Below are 19562 nucleotides of genomic sequence, written 5' to 3' on the forward strand. Positions count from 1 at the left end.
CCTGAACGATTGACCACAGTAAGCTACCCGAGAGATTCGTGCAAGATTTCTTGCACGAATTCAGGTGCGCAGATAAAGCCCCACCCAGACAGCGATAAATGAACACCGGAGTCTTGAGGAGCTCTATTTTTAGATACCAAGCTTTCAACCCCAGACGTCTCTAATTCATAACCTTCAACGTTGGCACAATAAATCGAGCCAAGTTTATGAAAGTAGAGAGCCCTATTCCTTCTTCTAACGGTACGTACAACGTAGCTTGATTTAATAGACCCTTCTACCCAAAAATATGCTCGAAAGTTCTTTGGTCAGGAAAGCATGACAGACACCGTCACCTCTTCAGGGAAAAGCAACTAATCTGCAGCACCAGAAATGATTTAGAGAACGAACAATCGCTGGTGACCAGTTGAAATGTTTAGTTCTCACGCACTTGCAGTTGGTTAAATGCGCAGGGCACACCGAAGCCCTCGACGCATAAGCGTTATGGATACCAACTCGCACCCCTCCACTGCACAGAATTGCCACTGCAAGAGTAGTTCCCTGCAGAAAATGGCGTCAGCTACTCCTAGACCCCAGGGGAGGTAATGAAGCGGTATCCCAATCCGGGTTCAGTGAGCAGGTATTGGGGATTAGATGGATCGGTTTCCAGTTTGCGGCGCAGCTGCGAGGTATAGATGCGCAGGTAGTGACTTTGTCCTTCGAATCCCGGGCCCCAAATCTCTGCGAGGAGGTCTTCTTTGCGCACCAAACCGCCGTGGGCACGCAGCAGCGTCGTAAGCACGCCCCACTCAGTGGGGGTCAGGTGAAGGGGCTTTCCTGCCTTGGTGATGGAGTGTCGAGGGACGTCGATAAGCACATCACCCGCCCGCACCATCGTGGCTTCCCGCTGAGCAGATGGCTGCTGGGGACTGCCATGCCGCAAAGCCACGCGCACGCGGGCCAAGAGCTCTTCCATAGAAAAGGGTTTGGTCACATAATCATCAGCACCGCGATCTAGGGCCGAGGCACTAAATAGGGGATCGGACCGGGCCGTAAGAATCAGAACGGGAATTGCTGACCACCCTCGAATCCCATCGAGGACCTCCCGCCCATCCATATCCGGCAGACCCATATCCAAAATCACCACATCGGGCTGATGCTGGGAGACCACCTGCAGACCCTCCGCCCCGGTGCTGGCTGAATACACCTCATACCCACGCGCTTTAAAATTAATGCTCAAGGTGGTGAGCAAACGCGGATCATCATCCACAATGACAATCGTGGCCTTCTTATCAGTCATGGCTTTTCTCCTCCCGCAGCGGGAAACTCAGGATAAAGGTCGCTCCTGGAGTGGCCTCTACGTTGATAGTACCGTCCATGGCCTCCACAAATCCGCGTACGACGGAGAGGCCTAAACCCACCCCGTTGTCATTGCTGGTATCGCCCAAGCGCTGAAAAGCTTGGAAAAGCTCCTGCTGCTTTTCTGGTGAAATTCCCGGCCCTTCATCGCTCACACTCAGCTCCACGCGCTCATCTATAACCTGCGCATCAACGTTGACTGGTCCGCTCGGCGCATAGCGCAAAGCGTTATCGAATAGGTTCGCCAGCACGCGTTCCAGCAAAACGCTATCCGCGCAACAGGTGCGGCCACGGAGTCCAGAACCAATATGAATGCGACCAAGTTGGTCCTTGCTATGTCCAAAGGCACAGGAAGCAATAGCCCGATTGGCTACCTCGTATAACTCCACAGTATCCCGGCGTGCAGTTACCGCTCCTGCACTCAAGCGCGAGTGATCCAATAAGTTGGTCACGAGCAGCGTGAGTTGATCGATGCTAGCTGCGGTTTCCGCCAGCAGTATTTCTTGATCCTCTGGACTGAATTCGATTTCGGAATTCCGCAAAGAGGACACAGCCAGCTTGGCCGTTGCTAGGGGCGTGCGCAGATCGTGGCTCACGCTCGATAGCAGCGCACGACGCAATTCATCAGCGGCAGCAATGGCATCGGCACGTGCGGCTTCAGCCGAAAGCTTGTCGCGGCGCACGATGCCGGCTAAATAGCCTGCCACAACCGCCACCAAAGCACGGTCGCGGGCGGATAACGCTGGGCCTTCCATCACAATCTGGACCGTAGTGTCCTCGCTGGAGACCAACGTTTCTACCTCACGTTTATGAGTCTTTGCGGGGATATGCAGGTGTCTACTTTGCCGGGGCGAGGCCGCCGAAGCGTGCCAGGTAGAGAGTATGTCCCCGGAGGCGTCAAGAAGCACGGCCTTATGGCAGCCGAAGGTCTCTCCTACCTTGCGAAGCACTGCGTCGATGGGAGATACGTCCGCACGGCGGTTGAGGGCTGCGCGGGAAAAGACCGTCAAGAGCTCAGCATCGCGCGTGGCAATGGCCGCATTATGGTGCTCTATTTTGGTGCGCCGCACTTGTAAACCCACGGCCAGGGCAATGGCTACCATGACCACGAGGATGACAGCGTTAGCTGGCTCAGCAATATCGAACGTGTACAGGGGCTCGGTAAAGAACCAATTGACCGCCAAGCCCGAGGCAAACGCAATAATTACCGCCGGCCACAGGCCAGCGAGCATGCTTACGAGAAGGATCAGCGCAAAGTAAAAAGCAGAACACGTGCCTGTTCCCAATGCCGAGCCGTCGATGCCTTGCAACAGTGCGGTCAAGGCGATGAAAGCGACAGCCGCGCCCACCCAAGACACCGCCCGGCGCGGGAGGGAATGCAATGGTCGCAGCAGTGGTGAAAGAGGCGAGGGTTTATCAGACGGAAGATTAACAATGTGACAATCGATCTTGCCTGAATCCCGCAACACGGCCTCAGCAACGGTGCCGCGCCAGTGCAGGCCTAAGCGACGCCGTGGTGAAACCCCCAGGACCAACTGGGTGGCGTTGACGCTGCGGGCAAAATTAAGCAGCGCTTCTGGCACCGAGTCACCGGTGACCTGATGCAAACGGGCACCCACGTCCTGAGCCAAGGATTGTAATTTGGACAGTTGTTGAGCGGAACCTGCAACAGAAGATTCACCGGAAGAAAAGGAATCCCCAAAAATTACGTGAACCACATGTAGCTCGGCTGAGGATTTGGATGCGATGCGGCGCCCGCGGCGAATGAGCAGTTCTGCGTGCGCGACGTTCTGAATGGCCACAACCACCCGTTCCCGCGCTTCCCAGGTATCAGTAATGTCTTGTTCAGAGCGGTAGGACGCGAGAGCCTCATCAACCTGGTCCGCCAACCACAACAGGGCAAGCTCCCGCAATGCAGTCAGATTGCCCACCCTAAAATAATTATTCAAGGCTGGGGCAATGCGCGCTTCTTTATAGACTTGGCCATCCCTCAAGCGGGTGCGTAAGAGCTGCGGGGATACATCCACCAACTCGATCTCGTTCGCCGCACGCACCACCTCGTCTGGCACCGTCTCCTGCGGGGAAATACCGGTGATCTGGTTTATTACGTCATTGAGGCTTTCAAGGTGCTGGATATTCAGGGTAGAAATCACATCGATTCCTGCGGCTAGGATTTCCTCTACGTCTTCCCAGCGCTTAGCGTGTTCCTCACCGCGCGGATTGGAATGGGCAAATTCATCGACCAGAACGGTTTCCGGCTGGCGCGAGATGATGGCTGCAGTATCGAGTTCTCCGGTAGATAGCCCGGCGGCGTAGCGCCGCGGGATGGTCTCAAGGCCATCACACAGCGCCCGAGTGAATTCGCGCCCATGATCTTCCACGATGCCAATGACCACATCGCGGCCGGCCAGCACAAGGCCGTGCGCCTCGTTGAGCATTGCACAGGTCTTACCAGACCCAGGCGCCGCGCCGAGGTAGATCTTCAAAGCGCCACGCTTGGTGCGCGCCGGAACTTTCTTGTCGTTCATATGGCACTCATCTTATGAGCAGGACGGTGGAATGGGCAGTGCTCGGTTGAGAGTAGTGACGTTGACTGCGTCTTCGCCCAGGAACCCGAGGCTGGCATGCTCTGTGTTGTCTTCGATGAGGCTTCGCACTTCTTCGGTGCTCATCCCCTGCTCTCGTGCGACACGCGGAGCCTGTAGTTCAGCGTACGCAGGGCTAATGCCAGAATCGACACCAGAGCCGGAACCGGTTACCGCATCGGTGGGCACATCTTCTGGGGCGGCGCCTTCGCGCTTGGCGATGTCCCCGCGCCGCTCCTGCACGGCTTTTTCTAGCTCGGAGCTGCTAGCGCCGTAATTGCTCATGCCTTCGGAACGGGGGAAGAAGTACGGGCCTTCGGTCTGGCCATCTTGAAGCTGGGTCGAACCAGCTAGGCACTCACCTTGGTAAATGAGGTTGCCCTCGGCGGAGTCCGGCTTGATGCGGGAGATTCCCCACACGGCAGCGGGATAGATCATTCCTAGTGCGACAACGCACAATAGTACGGCTACGAATCCAGCGGCGAGGTTACGAAAATAGACACGCATTTTTGGTCCTTCTTTTTCTATATACCTGGAAGCAGGTTGACTACCTGGTCAATGAGCCAGATGCCTAGGAATGGGGTGATCACGCCGCCCAGTCCCCAAATGCCCAGGTTACGGCGGAGCAGGGACGAGGCAGAGGCCGGCTTATAGGCCACGCCCTTGAGCGCCAATGGGATAAGAGCAACGATGATGAGCGCGTTGAATACGACTGCAGACACAATGGCGGATTGCGGCGAGTGCAGGTGCATCACGTTGAGGCGCTCGAGGTGCGGAAGCTGGGTAGAAAACAGGGCCGGCAAGATGGCGAAGTACTTCGCTAAGTCATTGGCCAAAGAGAAAGTGGTAAGCGCCCCACGGGTGATGAGCAACTGCTTGCCAATGCGCACGACATCGATAAGCTTGGTCGGATCAGAATCCAAGTCCACCATGTTGGCGGCTTCCTTCGCTGCAGAGGTACCAGTATTCATGGCCACACCCACGTCCGCCTGCGCCAGCGCCGGCGCATCGTTGGTACCGTCACCGGTCATAGCGACCATGCGGCCGTGCGCCTGTTCCTCGCGGATCCTGGCCAGCTTGTCTTCTGGGGTGGCCTCCGCGATGTAATCATCGACGCCTGCCTCATTAGCAATGGCCGCTGCCGTCAATGGGTTATCGCCGGTCACCATGATGGTTTTGATGCCCATCTGGCGCAGTTCGGCGAAGCGCTCCGCCATGCCCGGCTTGACGACGTCACTGAGTTGCACCACCGCAATAACCCTGCGGGTGCCGTCGGATTCTTCCACGGCAACGGGCAGCGGGGTTCCACCACCTTCTGCAATCTGGGTCACGGACTCTTCAATTTCTTGTGGCCAGTCGCCACCCGCCTCGGTTACCCACTGGCGCACAGCATCACCGGCACCTTTGCGCAGCTTTCGGCCTCTGAGGTCAAGCCCGGACATGCGGGTAGAAGCGCTAAATGGAATGACCTCGGCGGTCTTTTCTTCCTCTCCTGCTGCGGTAGAAAGGTGGTAGTTTTCGGTCAACCACGACACGATGGAGCGGCCTTCCGGGGTCTCATCGGCAACCGAAGCAACGCGGGCTATCTCCGCAGCTTCCTGCTCATCGACACCGCGCGCAACGATAAGCCCGGTGGCCTGCCGGTTGCCATAGGTGATGGTGCCGGTTTTATCCATGAGTAGGGTCGCTACGTCGCCCGCCGCCTCTACCGCGCGTCCGGACGTAGCCAGAACATTGTGGTGTACTAGCCGGTTCATTCCCGCGATTCCCACCGCGGATAGCAGGGCAGCGATGGTGGTTGGGATGAGGCAGACCAACAGGGCCACCAGCGAGAGCGGGGAGAGCTCCGCGCCGGTAAACAACCCCATTGGGGCCAGTGCGGTAACCGCAATGAGGAAGAGGATAGTCAGGGTAGACAGGAGGATGCTCAGCGCTATCTCATTCGGGGTCTTGCGTCGCTCCGCCCCCTCCACCAAGGCAATCATCGTATCGACGAAGGTTGCTCCCGGCTCCGAGGTGATCTGTACCAAGATGGAATCAGACAGGACCACGGTTCCGCCGGTTACAGCACAGCGATCGCCACCGGCCTCGCGAACCACGGGAGCAGACTCGCCGGTAATGGCAGATTCATCGACGGTTGCCGCGCCTTCAATGACGTCGCCGTCACCCGGGATCGTCTCTCCGGCCTCCACGCGCACGATAGCGCCCTTGGTGAGCTCAGAAGCGGCAATGACCTCGATGCCGCCATCGGTAACCAGGTTAGCGGTGGCGTCATCACGCACGGCGCGCAAGCTATCCGCTTGGGCTTTACCGCGGCCTTCGGCATATGCCTCAGCAAACGCCGCGAACGCAATGGTAAACCACAACCATACGGTTACCACCCAGCCATAAACGCTGGGGCTAAAGATGGACCACAGGGTAGTCAGCGCGGCGCCTACCCACACCACGAACATGACGGGGTTGCGGGCTTGGGCGAGTGGGGACATCTTGTGCGGCAACGACTTTAACGCTGCCGCAGCCAACCCACTGTTTTTGGTGGCAGGGCGCTGAGGAGTGCGTTGCTCAGTGGTCATAGTTGGTGTTGTCATGAGAGTGCCTCCGAAATGGGACCCAAGGTAAGAACGGGGAAGAAGGTAAGGGCGGCGACCAACACAATGACGCCGATGGTAAGCAGCGCGAAGGTCACGCCGGACGTCGGCAAGCTGCCGGCGGTAGTGGCCTGCCGGCGTTGACCGGCTAGGCTGCCCGCCAAGTACAGGGTGAAAACGATGGGGAGGAAGCGGCCCAACAGCATGGCGATACCGAGGGTGACTTGCCACCAGGGCTCGGTTACCGTCAGGCCCGCGAAGGCCGAGCCGTTATTATTCGACGCCGAGGTAAAGGCATAGAGCACCTCGGAGAGACCGTGCGCGTTATCCGGGGTTCCCGGCGCGCCGAAGTTGGTCGCGGAAAGCTCCACCAGCTTGCGCTGAGCCACCGATGCGCCCACGCCTACCAGGACGAGGACCGGCATGGTGAGGATGTACAGGCTCACCGCGGAGATTTCCTTGCGGCCGACCTTATTGCCCATGAACTCCGGTGTGCGCCCCACGAGCAGGCCGCCGATAAAGACGGCGAGGATTGCCACCATCAGCAGACCGTAGAGGCCAGTGCCCACGCCGCCCGGTGCAATTTCGCCCAGGAGCATATTGAGGATCAACAAGCCGCCACCCAATGGTGAATAGCTATCGTGCATCGAATCGACCGCACCGGTAGAAGTGCCCGTGGTAGACACCGCAAAGAGTGCGGAAGCGTCAATACCTAGGCGCTGTTCGATGCCCTCCAAGTTGCCGCCCGCGGCTTGGGCTGCCGCACCGGTGGTAGTGTGCTGCGCCCATACCACCAAAGCAACCATTACGGTCCAAATGCCGCCGATGACGCCAAGCAGGGTCCATGCATGCTTTTGGGATTTCAGCATTACTCCGTAGGCACGGATAAAGCAGAAAGAGATAACCAGCAAAGAAAAGATTTCTACCAGGTTGGTAAAACCAGTGGGGTTCTCAAAAGGGTGCGCCGAGTTGGCACCGAAGATGCCACCACCATTGGTTCCCAGCAATTTAATTGCTTCCTGGCTAGCCACCGGAGCGCGCGGAATATCCACGCCCGCGGAGCTCACCAGGTTGGACCCGAAGGTTTGCATGGTTCCGCCCAAGATGAGGACGAAGGAAATCAATAGAGAAAGCGGCAAAAGAATGCGCACCAAACCGCGGGTGAGGTCAACCCAGAAATTTCCGATGAGGTGCTGCCCACTCTCAGTGCCCAGCTTGTCTCGGCTATATCCCAAGTGACCGATACCGCGAATGAGCGCAACCGCCACACACATGCCGACAGCCGCGGAGGCGAAGTTCTGAACGGTCAGGCCAAGCATCTGCGCACCATTGCTCAGGGTTTCTTCGCCCGAATAGGACTGCCAGTTGGTATTGGACACGAATGACGCCGCGGTATTAAACGCCATCCACGGTTCCACCGCTGCGGAGCGGGAATTGCCAAAGCTAGGCAAAACGGTTTGTAGGCGCTGCACCGCGTAAAGAACGAGTACGGATGCCAAGCTGAAACCAAGCAATGCACGGCTGTAATTCTTGCTGTTATGCCCGCGGTTTGGGTCAACGCGCAGGACCTTATACACCGCACGCTCTATCGCCCAGTCCTTGTCAGAGGTGTAGCTGCGTGCGATCCAATTGCCCAAAGGAACATATGCCGCCGCGAGCAAGACGACGAGGGCGAGGAACTGCGGTAACACCGCCCCAATGCCGGCGATCATGCGAAACGCTCCGGATCAACTAAGGAAATGATGAGGTAGGTCACCAAGGCCACAACAATGACGAGGCCAATGACCGCTGTAATGGTGTTCATGGTTATGCATCACCGTCCAGAAGCTCGTTGAGGACGGAGGGACAGCCAACCGTCAGGATGGCTATCAGGATTGCCACGATGTCTAACATGTGGGAAACCCCCTTGTGCGAGTGAAACTTTCCTGTGCCTGACAGATATGCCTGCCAGGTGCCGGTACCAAGGCAGCACCTGCTACGCACAAACGTTAGGACCACACCCCCGCTGCCCTAGGCAATCTTTGCGCTATCTTTACGCCTCTCGCTCGCAATTTTTATATTTCCTTTACACCCCTTGTGCGCCACCTTTTCTTCAGGCCGGGAACCGCCCTTTATCCACAACGAAGGCCCGCCGACAGCACATCGGCGGGCCTTCTCCCCATGACTAATCTCTCGGTACCCAAGGAGGGAGTGGAGCGCACCCTCCTGCAAGCACCGCCCGTGATTAGGCAAGCCTAAGTTTATAAACCTTTCGTAGGATGGTCAAGGGTTTGCCCATAAATTTCTTAACTCCTGACAAAAACACAGTTAACCTGCAATAACGAGTACAATCCGGAACCATGGCTGAGTTGAAATCCACTATTTCCGAGCAACTCCGCAAATTCTGGCGCGCCAACGAGAAGGAATTGACCGATTCCCCGCGTCGCGGCGTCGCCTCCCCTGCCGAGGCCACGGCACTGCGCGAGGAAGTCGCGGCCGAAATCGCGGACCTCATCAAAGCGCAGAAGGTCAAGACCAGCCCCGGCGATACCGCCCTCGACGCCGATGCCGCTGCTACCCTCCCGCTAGGCGCCCGCATCAAGCCACGCGGCGTTTTCGAAGATGACTGGGGCGCACGTCCTACCGCACAACGCCCCTGGCCGGTCATCCTCATTCACGGCACCTGCGATACCAAGGGCGTATGGCAAATCCTCGGCAATGAGCTGCGCCAAGACGGCTGGGCGGTCTTCGCCCCTGACTACGGCCGTCGCGCCACCCAGCCCCTTGCAGAATCCGCCGAGCAACTCGATGCTTATATCCGCACCGTGCGCATGGTCACCGGCGCGGACAAGGTCATCCTCATCGGCCACTCGCAGGGCGGACTCCTCGCCCGCTATTGGATGCGCATGATTGGCGGCGCCGAGCATGTCCTCCATCTGATGTGCATCAGCGCGCCAAACCACGGAACTACTTACGGAGGCATCGTCAGCCGCCTCATTCGCACCCCGCGCCAAGAGGCGGTGATGCGCTCCGTCATCGATGGCTGGTTTGGACCAGCGGGAATGGACCAAATTGTCGGCAGCGAAGCGCTACGCGAGGCCAATCGCGATGGCGACTTGGAATCCGGCGTGAGCTATACCTGCATTGCCACGCGGTCTGATGCCGTCGTGGTCCCGCCCGAGACCTGCTTCCTCGACCCCCGCGGCGTCGCAGAGGGCACCGTGCGAAATATTTATGTCCAAGACTTCGACCGCCGAGCAGTGGTCATGCACGAGGATATGCCCATGGATAAGCGCGTCCACGCCATCGTGCGCACCATTTTGGAACTGGTGGAGAGCATCCCGCGCTAGTTATAGCCCCAGCTCATCCAGCACCGCGTCAAAGGCCGGTCCCACCTGGGTGCGCCACAGCGTATCCACTTTCTGATCACCCCGGCCGGGCCCGCCATTGATAACGGCCACGCGCTTGCCCTGCTTCTTTGCCTCCAGCACAAAGCGGTACCCGCTCATAACCGCCAGCGAGGAGCCGGCCACCACGAGCGAGCGGGCCTGGCCTAGCACGGCAAAAGCGGCATCGCGGCGCTCGGGCGGCACGGGCTCACCAAAGTAGACCACGTCCGGCTTCAATAATGCAGAACCACAGCGCTCGCACCCTGCCATGCGGAACGCAGCCACGTCAGCTTCATCAAGCGTCACGTCACCGTCCGGGTTCACTTGGTCCGCCTCCACGACGAGGCGCTCCAAGTACCCCGGATTTGCTGCGGCCAAGCGCGCATCGAAGTGCGGCCGCGCCTCCCGCTGCCCACACATTAAGCACACGACGGTTTCCATGTCGCCATGCAGTGCCACCAAGTTCGCGGTTCCCGCCTGTTTATGCAGGCCATCCACGTTTTGCGTGACCACACCATTGACCAGCCCGGCGCGCTCTAGTTCTACGAGCGCATAGTGCGTGCGGTTCGGCACCGCGGAATCCATGACTCGCCACCCCACAAAGCTACGGGCCCAATACCTATGGCTCGCGGCCGGGTCGTGGCGAAATTCCTGATAGGTCATCGGCCGGTGCCTACTAAGGGAGCCGCGCGGGCCCCGATAATCCGGCACGCCCGACTCCGTAGACACACCTGCCCCGGTTAGCACCATCACTGGGCCCTCGCGCAGCTGCTTGACGACGTCCCCTAAGGCCTTCCCTTCCTCCGTATGCGGCGCCGATTCTTCGACCACTCGGGCGATCGAACGCAGCGCAGACTGGTGGGCAAGGGAGACGGCGGGATCCATGCCCCCGATGCTAGCTTTCGGGCAAGTGCTCTACGTATAGCCACTCCGAATCCAGCTCCCCGTGGCGCGAGCACTTAGTGTGCCAGCCATCGGGGCGCACCTGGGCCACCATGCGGCGGCCACAGATCTGGCAGTAGCGCGGCACGTCGAGGCCGGCTGCAGCCGCGGGGTGCAGCGTGAATACCTCTTCGATCGGCTTGCCGGTATTCGGATGGAAAATCGGCTCATCCCCAGCCAGCACGGCGGCAGCCAATTCGGATGTTGGCTCGGATAAACCAGGCACTACAGGGCCTTAATCGGCAGGTCGATGCGGTGCAACATGTCCACATCCTTTTCAATCTGCTGGCCCAGGGTGGTCAGGTAGTTGCCGGCGATAATGGCGTTGATGCCGCCGAGGAGGCCGCGCTCAGTGCCGTCGTCGCCAAGCGAAAGCTCGCGGCCACCAGCAAAGCGCAAGGTGGTAGACGGCATGGCCAGGCGGAACGCCGCCACGGCGCGCAGGCCCTCTCCCAAGGGAACCAGCGGGCGGTCCGCGAAGGGGGTGCCCGGGCGCGGGTCAAGGAAGTTCATCGGTACCTCGCACGGGTCAATCTCTGCCAGCTGCGCTGCAAACTCGGCGCGCTGCTCCAGGGACTCGCCCATGCCGATGATGCCGCCGCAGCAAACCTCCATGCCCACCTCGCGCACGTAGTCGAGGGTCTGCTTGCGCTCCTCCCAGGTGTGGGTGGTGACCACATTGGGGAAGAAGGAGCGGGAGGTCTCCAGGTTGTGGTTATAACGCTGGGCGCCCATATCCTTCAGGCGCTGTGCCTGCTCGCGGGTCAGGGTGCCCAGGGAGCAGGAAATCTCAATATCGACGGCGTCATTAATCGCGGCAATGGCCTCGCCCACCTGGTCCAGCAAGCGATCGTCCGGCGACTTCACCGCAGCGACGATGCAGAACTCGGTAGCGCCGGACTTAGCGGTCTTTTGCGCTGCCTCCACCAGCTCAGGGATGTTCAAGCGCACGGCGCGCACCGGGGACTCGAAGAGGCCGGACTGGGAACAGAAGTGGCAGTCCTCTGGGCAGCCGCCGGTCTTAATGGAGATAATGCCTTCCACCGATACGTCCGGACCACACCACTTCAGACGGGTCTGGTGAGCGATATCAGCGATTTCCTCCAGTTGGGAATCCGGAACCTGCAATACCTGCAGTAGCTCTTCCTGGTTAAGGCCTTTGCCTTGCTCCAGGGCTTTCTCACGGGCGATGTCAACGATGCTCATGGTGCTAAACCCTACTTGAACGGCGTTCAACTTTGGTTAAAACCACATATAAATCTATACGGAACTACCCTCGGGGGGCATGACGCTTTATGATGACACCCTCTCCCTCCTCCAAGAGCTGATCCGCAATGCCTGCGTTAATGACCTCACGCCAGACTCCGGCCACGAGGTGCGCAATGCGGATAGCCTGGAAAAATTCTTTGCGGGCGAAGACGTGCAGATTGAGCGCTTCGAGTCCCACCCGGGCCGTGTTTCCATCGTGGTGACCGTCCCCGGCGATCCGGACCAGGAACCGCTGACCCTCATGGGCCACACGGACGTCGTCCCCGTGGACGAGCCCAAATGGACCAAGCCGCCTTTCGAGGCGCTTATCGAGGACGGCAAGCTCTACGGCCGCGGTTCCGTAGACATGCTGTTTATTACCGCCACCATGGCCGCCGTCACGCGCGAGGTAGCCCGCGCCGGTAACACGGGCGGCACCCTCGCCTTCGTCGGCATGGCCGATGAAGAGGCCCGCGGCGGCCTCGGCGTGCGCTTTATGTCCGAGAACCACCCCGATGCCTTTTCCTGGAAGAACTGCCTGTCTGAGACCGGCGGCAGCCACCTGCCCGGCGCGGTGGGCTTCAACGTGGGAGAAAAGGGCGCCGGTCAGCGCCGCCTGCACGTACATGGCGATGCCGGCCATGGCTCCACCCCTTATGGCAAGGACTTTGCCATCGTAAAGATCGGTGAGGTCGCCCGCCGCATCGCCACCGCTGAGCCGCCCACAGCCTCGAATGAGATCTGGGAGGGCTTTGTGCGCACCTTCAAGTTCGACCCCCAGACGGAGCAGGAGCTTATCGACGGCACCGGTGACTACTCCAAATTCGGCAACCTCGACGCCTATGCCCACGCCTTTAGCCATACCACCATCGCCGAGACCGTCCTGCGCGCTGGCGGTGCCATCAACGTGCTGCCTTCACATGCCTACCTGGAAATGGACGTGCGCCCCTTCCCCGGCCAGACCCAGGAGGATCTGGATGACTTCCTGCGCAGCGCGCTCGGGGACATGGCCGATGAGGTAGAAATCGAGCACCTCATCACCGAAGATGCCACGCAATCCTCCACCGATACCGAACTGTGGCGCGCTATTGAGGCCACCTCCAAGGAATTCTTCCCCGACAAGGACGTTGTCCCAGTTCACGCCACCGGCGGCTCGGACCTGCGCTTCGCTCGCCGCAAGGGCGGCAATGCCTATGGCTTTGCCATGCACGCCGAGGGCCGCGATATGGCTAGTGCCAATTCGCAGCTGCACAGCCACGACGAGCACCTCTACCTAGAGGACCTCGAGCTCACCGTCCGCGCCTACCGCAGCCTGGTCAATCGCTTCCTAGGCCTGTCACAGGCGTAACAAATGTGGCAAGATGTCTGGCATGAGCTTTGCACGTAAGTCCGCGCTGCTATCTGCAGCTACCGCCCTGACCGTAACCCTCGCCGCCCCTGCCGCTGCCCATGCCGACGCCGTTGATAACCTCCTCGACAAGATGCCTGCCGGCCAGATTTCCTGCTCCCAGGCACAGCAGTACTGGACCAACTCCGCTGACTACAACCAGAAGAAGTCCCAGGCCCTGGCCGTTGCCACCGTGCACCCACGCGGCAACGAAGTCCGCGGCGCCATCGGCCGCATGGATGAGGCCATTGCTCGCTGCGGCCTGAACGGCACCACTGGTCAGGGCAAGCCGGTCAACACCGGCGGCCAGCGCGGCAATGCCCCCGCACCAAAGCCGGCCCCGGCACCGGCCCCTGCCCCGGCGCCAGCCAAGAACGCCAAGGTCATCGAGCTGGGCACCATCCCTGGCCAGCCGACTGTCGATGTCCCCTTCCTGGGCCAGACCTTCCGCATCCCAGATGCGGCCAAGATTGCCCAGAACGCTGTATCCCAGTTCCAGCTGCCACAGATCCCGCAGATCCAGCAGCTGCAGCAGCTGTCTTCCTTCTAATATTCTCACTTGGCCGGACCGCTTAGCGGTCTAGCTGAAAATAGATCCCGGCATGCGCACTGCAGCCGGGATTAAATTTATGCCCACAGTGGGGACACGCAGGCGCAGCGGAGTAGGCATGGTAGTTCATTTCGGTGCGGCAGGCGCCGCAGAGTACCGAGGGGGCGTCGACAAGCATGGGCCCAAACTCATGCTCAGTGAGCTCGGCGTGGCACAGCGCGCAGGCAAAATACTTCCCGCACGTAGCGCACTTATTGGCCACCACATCCAGCGGCGAATGCCAATGCTTGCACCGGCCCTCCGTATCAATCGCGCCGTGAATCTTCATGGCCGTCAGCATACGCGCCATCCTGTTGCCACTGCTGTTTCTTTTCCTCTGATTTCTTGGCATTGCGCACGGCCTGAATGCCCACCACGATGGCAATGATGAGCGGTACCCACACCTTGCTGTAATCCATGAGGAATACGAGCCAGTCGGGCGGATCGATGTCGATGTTGAAGTCGAAATTCGGCACCGGCAGCTCTATCTGCGGAAACTCCGGCACCGGGAGCGCGATATCCGGCAGGTTAATCTCCGGCAGCTCCCAATCCGGCAGCAATCGGGACAAGATGCGGCTGATGATCGGGCCTAGCACGATCACGCCAATGGCCCAGCCGGACTTTCCCAAGCCACCCAAAAGCGGATACAGCACCCGCTTAAAGGAGCTTTCCTCCATGGCGTGGCGGCGCTTTTCCCCCACGGAGCCGGCCGGGGGCTCGAGGGCAACTGCCTCCTCCCCATTGCGGTAGTACACGTCGAGGAGCTCGCCAAAGGGGGAGGCTTGGATATCTAGATAAGGTTTGCTGCGCGGGGCGGAGTTCTCGAGCAGGGTGAGGTCTTTTTCGATCTTCTTCTTAAGCGAATAGCGGCCCGCACGCGGTCGATCGTGGCGGCTGCGTACCTGACCGTTCACCACAATCTGCAAGCGTGGGCTCGGGTTCTTCCGCCAGAGCCGGAGGCGTTCCGGCAGGGTGGCATCGCCTGGAACCGGGGTGAAGTCCTTCGCTTTCTTAGGCCACTGGCCCATCTCCGCGAATTCGGCATCATACCCGCGCTGCACCTCAATGGTGCCCACCTCGGGGTGCTCTAGGCGCCACCTCTCCATTAGCTTTTCCCTTCCTTAGAGCCCACCAGGGCGCCCAGCCTGCTCGCGGCCCATGCCAGGAAAACAAATACTGGGAGGTATATCCAGGTGCCCTCGTTGAAGTAGAGGGATATGGCTGCAAAATACGCCAGCCCCGCCACGCAGAAAATGGTCCAGGAGGCGCGGAAAGTGGCGCCGTCGACAAGAGCGATGGCCACGGTCAGCACGGCCATGAGGATGAGCAAGGCGAGGCCGGGGACAAGGTGGTAGACAGCCGGCGGCAGGCCAACGAAGACCGCGGCCATGGCTATGGGCGCCCACCACTGCCACCAGACGCGGCTGGGCTCGTCTTTCGTTTCCGCTTCTTCTTCTAGCTCCTCAAACACGCACCCAACCTATCACAGGGCTTGGCAGAACTTATGGGGGAGAAATCCTCCCCGTGGTCGGCCTAATCCTCCCCGGGGAGGATACCGCGATGAGCAGGGCATACCTAGCGTGGAGTACATGAAAAGCACACCACTCATCCTCGCGGCGGGCGTGGTATTTGGCGCCATCTATGGCACCAATGCACTCCTGCCAGACTTTTATGACAACCCTACGTCTGAAGTGCAGGTCGGCTCGGCCCGCATCCCCGGATTATCCTGCACGGAAGAAGATGGCTCCACCAGCAGTGAACCACGCTGGGACTGTGACGGCACCCAGATCCGCGCTAAAGAAGTCGGCGTACAGGACAAAGACCAAGCCACCCGCCGGTACCTCCGGGCAATGGGGGAAGGTACGGCCATACCGGAAGGAGACATCGACCGCGACGGGGATAAGCGCACGCTTAGCGATGGCGACCTCGTAGCCATCAGCATTGAGGGCGATGGCCTCACCACGTTCCTCTCCTTGCACGGACCGCGGGCTGAAGAACTTGCCCAGGAGGTAGAAAAAGCATGAAGAATCTGTACTGGCTATCTATCGCTTTCGGCCTGGTAGTTTCCGGCTTTTTCTTTGTTGATCGCCGTTTTACCGAGGTCGGACTCCTCGGCGCGCTCATCTGTGCGGGCCTGACGCTTGGACTGGGATTCTGGTGGTTTAGGCCGCGGCCAATGTGGCAGGGCATCCTATGGGGCGCGCTCGCCCAGCCGGTAGTGGTAAGCCTCAACGACCAGATGGTGGGGATTTCAGACAAGCTGGGGCTCACCTACCTGGACGGGGCCTTTTACTCGCCGCTTCCGGAGGAAACCATCAAGCTCCTTGGCGTCGTCATTATTATTGCGGCCTTTGGGAACGTGCGGCATCCGTACCAGGCCGCCGCGATCGGCATGGCGGTAGGCCTGGGCTTCGATGCCATGGAAAACGTGCCGTTCATCCTCAACGCGGCCATCGATGACCTGGATGGCGATCTCTGGGGCGTACTCATTACCGGTACCGGGCGAATCTTCACCGGCGCCTTTGGCCATGCGCTGTATACGGGGGTTGCGGCGTGGGGCGTCGGCAAGCTCTATGCGGGTGCGCGCCACGGCTACTGGCAGGTGGCCGGATTCTGGCTGGCCGCCATCGCCCTGCATACCCTATTCAATGCCTCGACCATCATTGCGGGTGATTGGCCGGTGACCATTCTCCTTATCGCCCTCATCACGTGGACACTGGTCATTTGGGGCCTGCGATTCATGCGCAAGCAGGACAAGAAACACGCGGCACAAAGCAGCGAAAATTCCCTCCCAACTAAAGATCCGGAATATAGCTCCTGAGCTGGTTCAATGCGGAGAAAAAGGCTCGTGTCCGAGGGGTGTTATAAGGTGTGAATCGTACACAAGTTCACACGATAATTTAGGTACGATGCGCCATGGAAGAACCCTACTTTTCCACGACCAACACCACCGACCCCACCACACGCTTAGCCTTTGAGATGCGAAAGGCGGAATACGAGTTCTGGGTGAACCAAGTCCCAGAACTCGATTCTGATTTCGAATTAGTCACCAACTCCCTCTACCGCACCACCGGCGTCAATGAAGGCCGGATTGGCCATATCCTCATGGCACTGCACCGCTTGGAGGAGCTGCCTGAGCTGCAGGCCTTACAGCACCGCCTCTATCACTTAGACCTCGACCGGATTATTGCCATCAATAAGTCCCTCAACCGCTTAGGCAACCCCACACCGGAGGTAGTCGCGCGCATCGATGAGCAACTCACCGCCTACCTCACCCCTACCCGGCCGAACCAGACCATGCGGACGCAGGCACAGATCAAGCGCAAGCTCAACGAGCTCATCAACCTCGCCGATGACACATTGGCCGTCACCCAGGGCCCCACCCAGCCGCGCTACACCATGGAAAACTGGGGCGATAACACCTCGGCGGTGACTTTGAGTGCGGACCCGGCGGTTATCGCGAGCGTCGATAAGTGCATCCGGCAGACCGCGCTGGAGCTAGATTGCTCGCTTGCCGACGCCGCCGTTGCACTACTCACCGGCCGCACCCAAGCCCCCGAGATCATCCTCAACGCCTACAAGGCCACCGACGTGCCCAATTCCCCGGCGTTTATCGAATCCGTGGGCTGGCTCGACCCGGCGCGCTCCAATGCGCTGCCCTACACCAAAATCCGGGAGATGAACCCTAACCACGAGGTCAAGGGCTATGTTACTCCCGCCGCCATGGCTGCGTACCTGGAAGGCGTCGATGGCACCTGCCGCTACCCCGGCTGCAACCGCCCGGCATCTGCCTGCCAGAAGGATCACCGCATCAACCACGCGGACGGCGGGCCGACCACGCCGGCAAACCTCGCCTGCTTATGCCAGCACCACCACAATATAAAGACCGATGGCCGGGCCTTTTATGTCATGGATCCACACTCGCGCGACATCATCTGGCTTTTTGAGGACGGCACCTGGACCACCACCGAGCCCTCCGGCCCGCTGGCGCAGAAGAACAAGAACTGGGTGCAGACCTTCGCCCAAACCATGACTGCACACCGCGCCCGAGCATATGAAGAGGCCCAAGAGCTCATGCGCCAGCAGAAAACCACCCCTAGGGAGGAGGAATAAAACCGCCAGCTTCCCTACAGTGGCTGGCATGACGCAAAATTTATTCGCACTTGACGAGCTCGTAATTACCCAGACCAAGTCCTTCCTCAACGATCAGTTCATGATCACCGATCTAGATGGCACCCCTGTGGGCACCATCCTGCAATCCACCAGTCTCAAAGACATGGTGTTTAAATCCTCTCGCAGCCTAGAGGTCGCACTCACGGATGCCGAAGGCAACCCCCTACAAACGGTCATGACGATTTCGGACCCGCCGAATTTTCTGCAGGATACCTACGAGGTGCACTTGCCGGGAATCGAGCAACCCATGGCTGTTATCACCAAGCGCTTTTCCATGCTCAAGACAAACTTGGACTTGACCATGGAGGGCTTTCCTGACGTCGAAATTCACGGCGACTTCTGGGATTGGAACCTTTCCATCACTTCAGAAGATCGCCTGCTTGCTGACGTCTCTAACGAATGGACTGGCATGGGTAATTTCTTCATGGGCAAAAACACGTACCGCCTGCGCATCACGCCGGGCCTCAATGAGCAACATCACGCCGCCATCATCGGCGCTGTGATGAGCATGGATATGCTGCGCACCAAACAAAACAACAGCGACTAGAAAAAATAAAAAGGTGCTGTTGCAAAGTTGGGCGGAGAGCAGCGAAGACTCAGTTTCTCACTCCCTGATGGCCGCTGCGTGTGGGCGTTGTTAGGCCGTCTCGAAGACTCGGTTGACGATCACCGCGTCCGGGTTCGGTTGCCCGTAGACAAACATTGCGCCTTGCCCTTTCCGCAATGAGTGCATCGCCTCCATCTCTTTCAACATCCGATATGCAGATGTCCGGTTCTTAACCGCGCCTTTCGGCCCGAGGATCCGCTTCAGCCGACCATAGTCGCCTTCCAGGATGTTGTTGCGGTATTTCACCCGCCGGTGTTCCACTGTTGGCGGGCAGATTCCCTCTGACTTCAACTCGGCGATTGCCCTAGCTAGGGAGGGTGCTTTATCACCGTTGATCACTTTGGAATACCCGGCTGACGCATTGGATCTGACGGCCTTAGCCAGAAAACACTTCGCTGCGGCCACGTTCCGCTTCGGAGAGAGGTAAAAGTCTAGGGTCTGGCCACCGGCGGTGACCGCCCGATAGAGGCCTCATCCACCCGCCAGGAACTAGCCTGCCAGTCAGGTACCTGTCGGGACCACCGTGTTTGCTTGTCCAGCTCACGGGCGTATTTCTGGACCCAGCGGTAGATCGTGGTGTGATCGACCGGCACGCCCCGCTGAAGTCATCATTTCCTCCAGATCGCGGTAGCTCACCCCGTAGCGGCAGTACCACCCACTGCCCATAGAATGATGTCACGGGGGAAATGACGACCGGAGAAGATGCCCATGGCTGTGACTATTTCACGTCACTCTTCCTA

19 protein-coding genes and 1 pseudogene are annotated in these 19562 nt (G+C 59.4%); 7 read left to right on the forward strand and 13 right to left on the reverse strand.

Annotated features, from left to right (window positions below):
* Positions 1-562: 562 nt before the first annotated feature.
* The 6 genes from MHK09_RS09330 to kdpF are packed head-to-tail and all read right to left on the reverse strand — an operon-like array spanning position 563 to position 8312.
* Positions 563-1276 carry a response regulator gene (locus tag MHK09_RS09330; protein WP_005326347.1) on the reverse strand — a complete coding sequence of 238 codons (714 nt, stop codon included), beginning with the start codon at positions 1274-1276 and terminating at the stop codon, positions 563-565.
* Positions 1269-3863 (reverse strand): ATP-binding protein, encoded by a 2595-nt coding sequence (locus tag MHK09_RS09335; protein ID WP_250413381.1) that lies wholly within the window; start codon positions 3861-3863, stop codon positions 1269-1271. Before MHK09_RS09335 ends, MHK09_RS09330 begins: the two co-directional genes overlap by 8 nt.
* A gap of 12 nt (positions 3864-3875) precedes the next feature.
* A complete protein-coding gene (locus MHK09_RS09340) occupies positions 3876-4427 on the reverse strand; it encodes a potassium-transporting ATPase subunit C (RefSeq protein ID WP_200436192.1) in 552 nt (183 codons plus the stop codon).
* A 17-nt stretch (positions 4428-4444) separates the two neighbouring features.
* Positions 4445-6508, reverse strand: coding sequence for a potassium-transporting ATPase subunit KdpB (gene kdpB, locus MHK09_RS09345; RefSeq protein WP_250413382.1), 2064 nt, complete (start codon positions 6506-6508; stop codon positions 4445-4447).
* Positions 6505-8220 carry a potassium-transporting ATPase subunit KdpA gene (gene kdpA, locus MHK09_RS09350; RefSeq protein ID WP_005326333.1) on the reverse strand — a complete coding sequence of 572 codons (1716 nt, stop codon included), beginning with the start codon at positions 8218-8220 and terminating at the stop codon, positions 6505-6507. Before kdpA ends, kdpB begins: the two co-directional genes overlap by 4 nt.
* A complete protein-coding gene (gene kdpF, locus MHK09_RS09355) occupies positions 8217-8312 on the reverse strand; it encodes a K(+)-transporting ATPase subunit F (RefSeq protein ID WP_005328272.1) in 96 nt (31 codons plus the stop codon). The genes kdpA and kdpF overlap by 4 nt, the downstream gene beginning before the upstream one ends.
* Positions 8313-8847: 535 nt before the next feature.
* On the opposite strand from kdpF, the gene MHK09_RS09360 reads away from it, so the two are divergent.
* The gene (locus tag MHK09_RS09360; RefSeq protein ID WP_250413383.1) at positions 8848-9837 is read left to right on the forward strand and encodes a lipase family alpha/beta hydrolase; all 990 of its coding nucleotides are present in this window, start codon (positions 8848-8850) and stop codon (positions 9835-9837) included.
* Here the strand turns inward: MHK09_RS09360 and MHK09_RS09365 are convergent, their stop codons facing one another.
* From MHK09_RS09365 to bioB, 3 genes are read right to left on the reverse strand one after another with little or no spacing between them, the layout of a single operon-like run.
* Entirely contained in the window at positions 9838-10761 is a 924-nt protein-coding gene (locus tag MHK09_RS09365; RefSeq protein ID WP_250413385.1) for a Sir2 family NAD-dependent protein deacetylase, read from the reverse strand. It lies immediately after the preceding gene.
* A gap of 10 nt (positions 10762-10771) precedes the next feature.
* Positions 10772-11044, reverse strand: a complete 273-nt coding sequence (gene bsaP, locus MHK09_RS09370; protein WP_150850254.1) for a biotin synthase auxiliary protein BsaP — start codon at positions 11042-11044, stop codon at positions 10772-10774.
* The gene (gene bioB, locus MHK09_RS09375; RefSeq protein ID WP_005326317.1) at positions 11044-12024 is read right to left on the reverse strand and encodes a biotin synthase BioB; all 981 of its coding nucleotides are present in this window, start codon (positions 12022-12024) and stop codon (positions 11044-11046) included. Before bioB ends, bsaP begins: the two co-directional genes overlap by 1 nt.
* 79 nt (positions 12025-12103) lie before the next feature.
* Between bioB and MHK09_RS09380 the strand changes: the two genes are divergently transcribed.
* Entirely contained in the window at positions 12104-13414 is a 1311-nt protein-coding gene (locus tag MHK09_RS09380; RefSeq protein ID WP_250413387.1) for a M20/M25/M40 family metallo-hydrolase, read from the forward strand.
* Between the two features lie 22 nt (positions 13415-13436).
* Positions 13437-14003 (forward strand): hypothetical protein, encoded by a 567-nt coding sequence (locus MHK09_RS09385; protein WP_239454646.1) that lies wholly within the window; start codon positions 13437-13439, stop codon positions 14001-14003.
* Positions 14004-14025: 22 nt separating this feature from the next.
* Here the strand turns inward: MHK09_RS09385 and MHK09_RS09390 are convergent, their stop codons facing one another.
* The 3 genes from MHK09_RS09390 to MHK09_RS09400 are packed head-to-tail and all read right to left on the reverse strand — an operon-like array spanning position 14026 to position 15513.
* On the reverse strand, positions 14026-14331 hold the full coding sequence (locus tag MHK09_RS09390) for a CHY zinc finger protein (RefSeq protein WP_005326308.1): 306 nt from the start codon (positions 14329-14331) through the stop codon (positions 14026-14028).
* The gene (locus MHK09_RS09395; protein ID WP_239279311.1) at positions 14309-15148 is read right to left on the reverse strand and encodes a hypothetical protein; all 840 of its coding nucleotides are present in this window, start codon (positions 15146-15148) and stop codon (positions 14309-14311) included. Before MHK09_RS09395 ends, MHK09_RS09390 begins: the two co-directional genes overlap by 23 nt.
* Positions 15148-15513, reverse strand: a complete 366-nt coding sequence (locus MHK09_RS09400; RefSeq protein WP_239279312.1) for a heme transporter — start codon at positions 15511-15513, stop codon at positions 15148-15150. Before MHK09_RS09400 ends, MHK09_RS09395 begins: the two co-directional genes overlap by 1 nt.
* A 118-nt stretch (positions 15514-15631) precedes the next feature.
* On the opposite strand from MHK09_RS09400, the gene MHK09_RS09405 reads away from it, so the two are divergent.
* From MHK09_RS09405 to MHK09_RS09420, 4 genes are all read left to right on the forward strand, one after another.
* The gene (locus tag MHK09_RS09405) at positions 15632-16066 is read left to right on the forward strand and encodes a hypothetical protein (protein ID WP_179387217.1); all 435 of its coding nucleotides are present in this window, start codon (positions 15632-15634) and stop codon (positions 16064-16066) included.
* On the forward strand, positions 16063-16863 hold the full coding sequence (locus tag MHK09_RS09410; protein WP_239279313.1) for a PrsW family intramembrane metalloprotease: 801 nt from the start codon (positions 16063-16065) through the stop codon (positions 16861-16863). Before MHK09_RS09405 ends, MHK09_RS09410 begins: the two co-directional genes overlap by 4 nt.
* A gap of 95 nt (positions 16864-16958) precedes the next feature.
* Complete coding sequence (locus MHK09_RS09415) at positions 16959-18155, forward strand: HNH endonuclease signature motif containing protein (RefSeq protein WP_250413388.1); 1197 nt, start codon at positions 16959-16961, stop codon at positions 18153-18155.
* Positions 18156-18183: 28 nt separating this feature from the next.
* On the forward strand, positions 18184-18762 hold the full coding sequence (locus MHK09_RS09420) for an LURP-one-related/scramblase family protein (protein WP_250413389.1): 579 nt from the start codon (positions 18184-18186) through the stop codon (positions 18760-18762).
* A gap of 90 nt (positions 18763-18852) precedes the next feature.
* Here the strand turns inward: MHK09_RS09420 and MHK09_RS09425 are convergent.
* A pseudogene (locus tag MHK09_RS09425) lies at positions 18853-19532 on the reverse strand (IS6 family transposase).
* Positions 19533-19562: the final 30 nt, after the last annotated feature.

Source organism: Corynebacterium tuberculostearicum, assembly GCF_022347235.1.
In the GTDB taxonomy this organism is placed as follows: Bacteria; Actinomycetota; Actinomycetes; order Mycobacteriales; family Mycobacteriaceae; genus Corynebacterium; species Corynebacterium tuberculostearicum_F.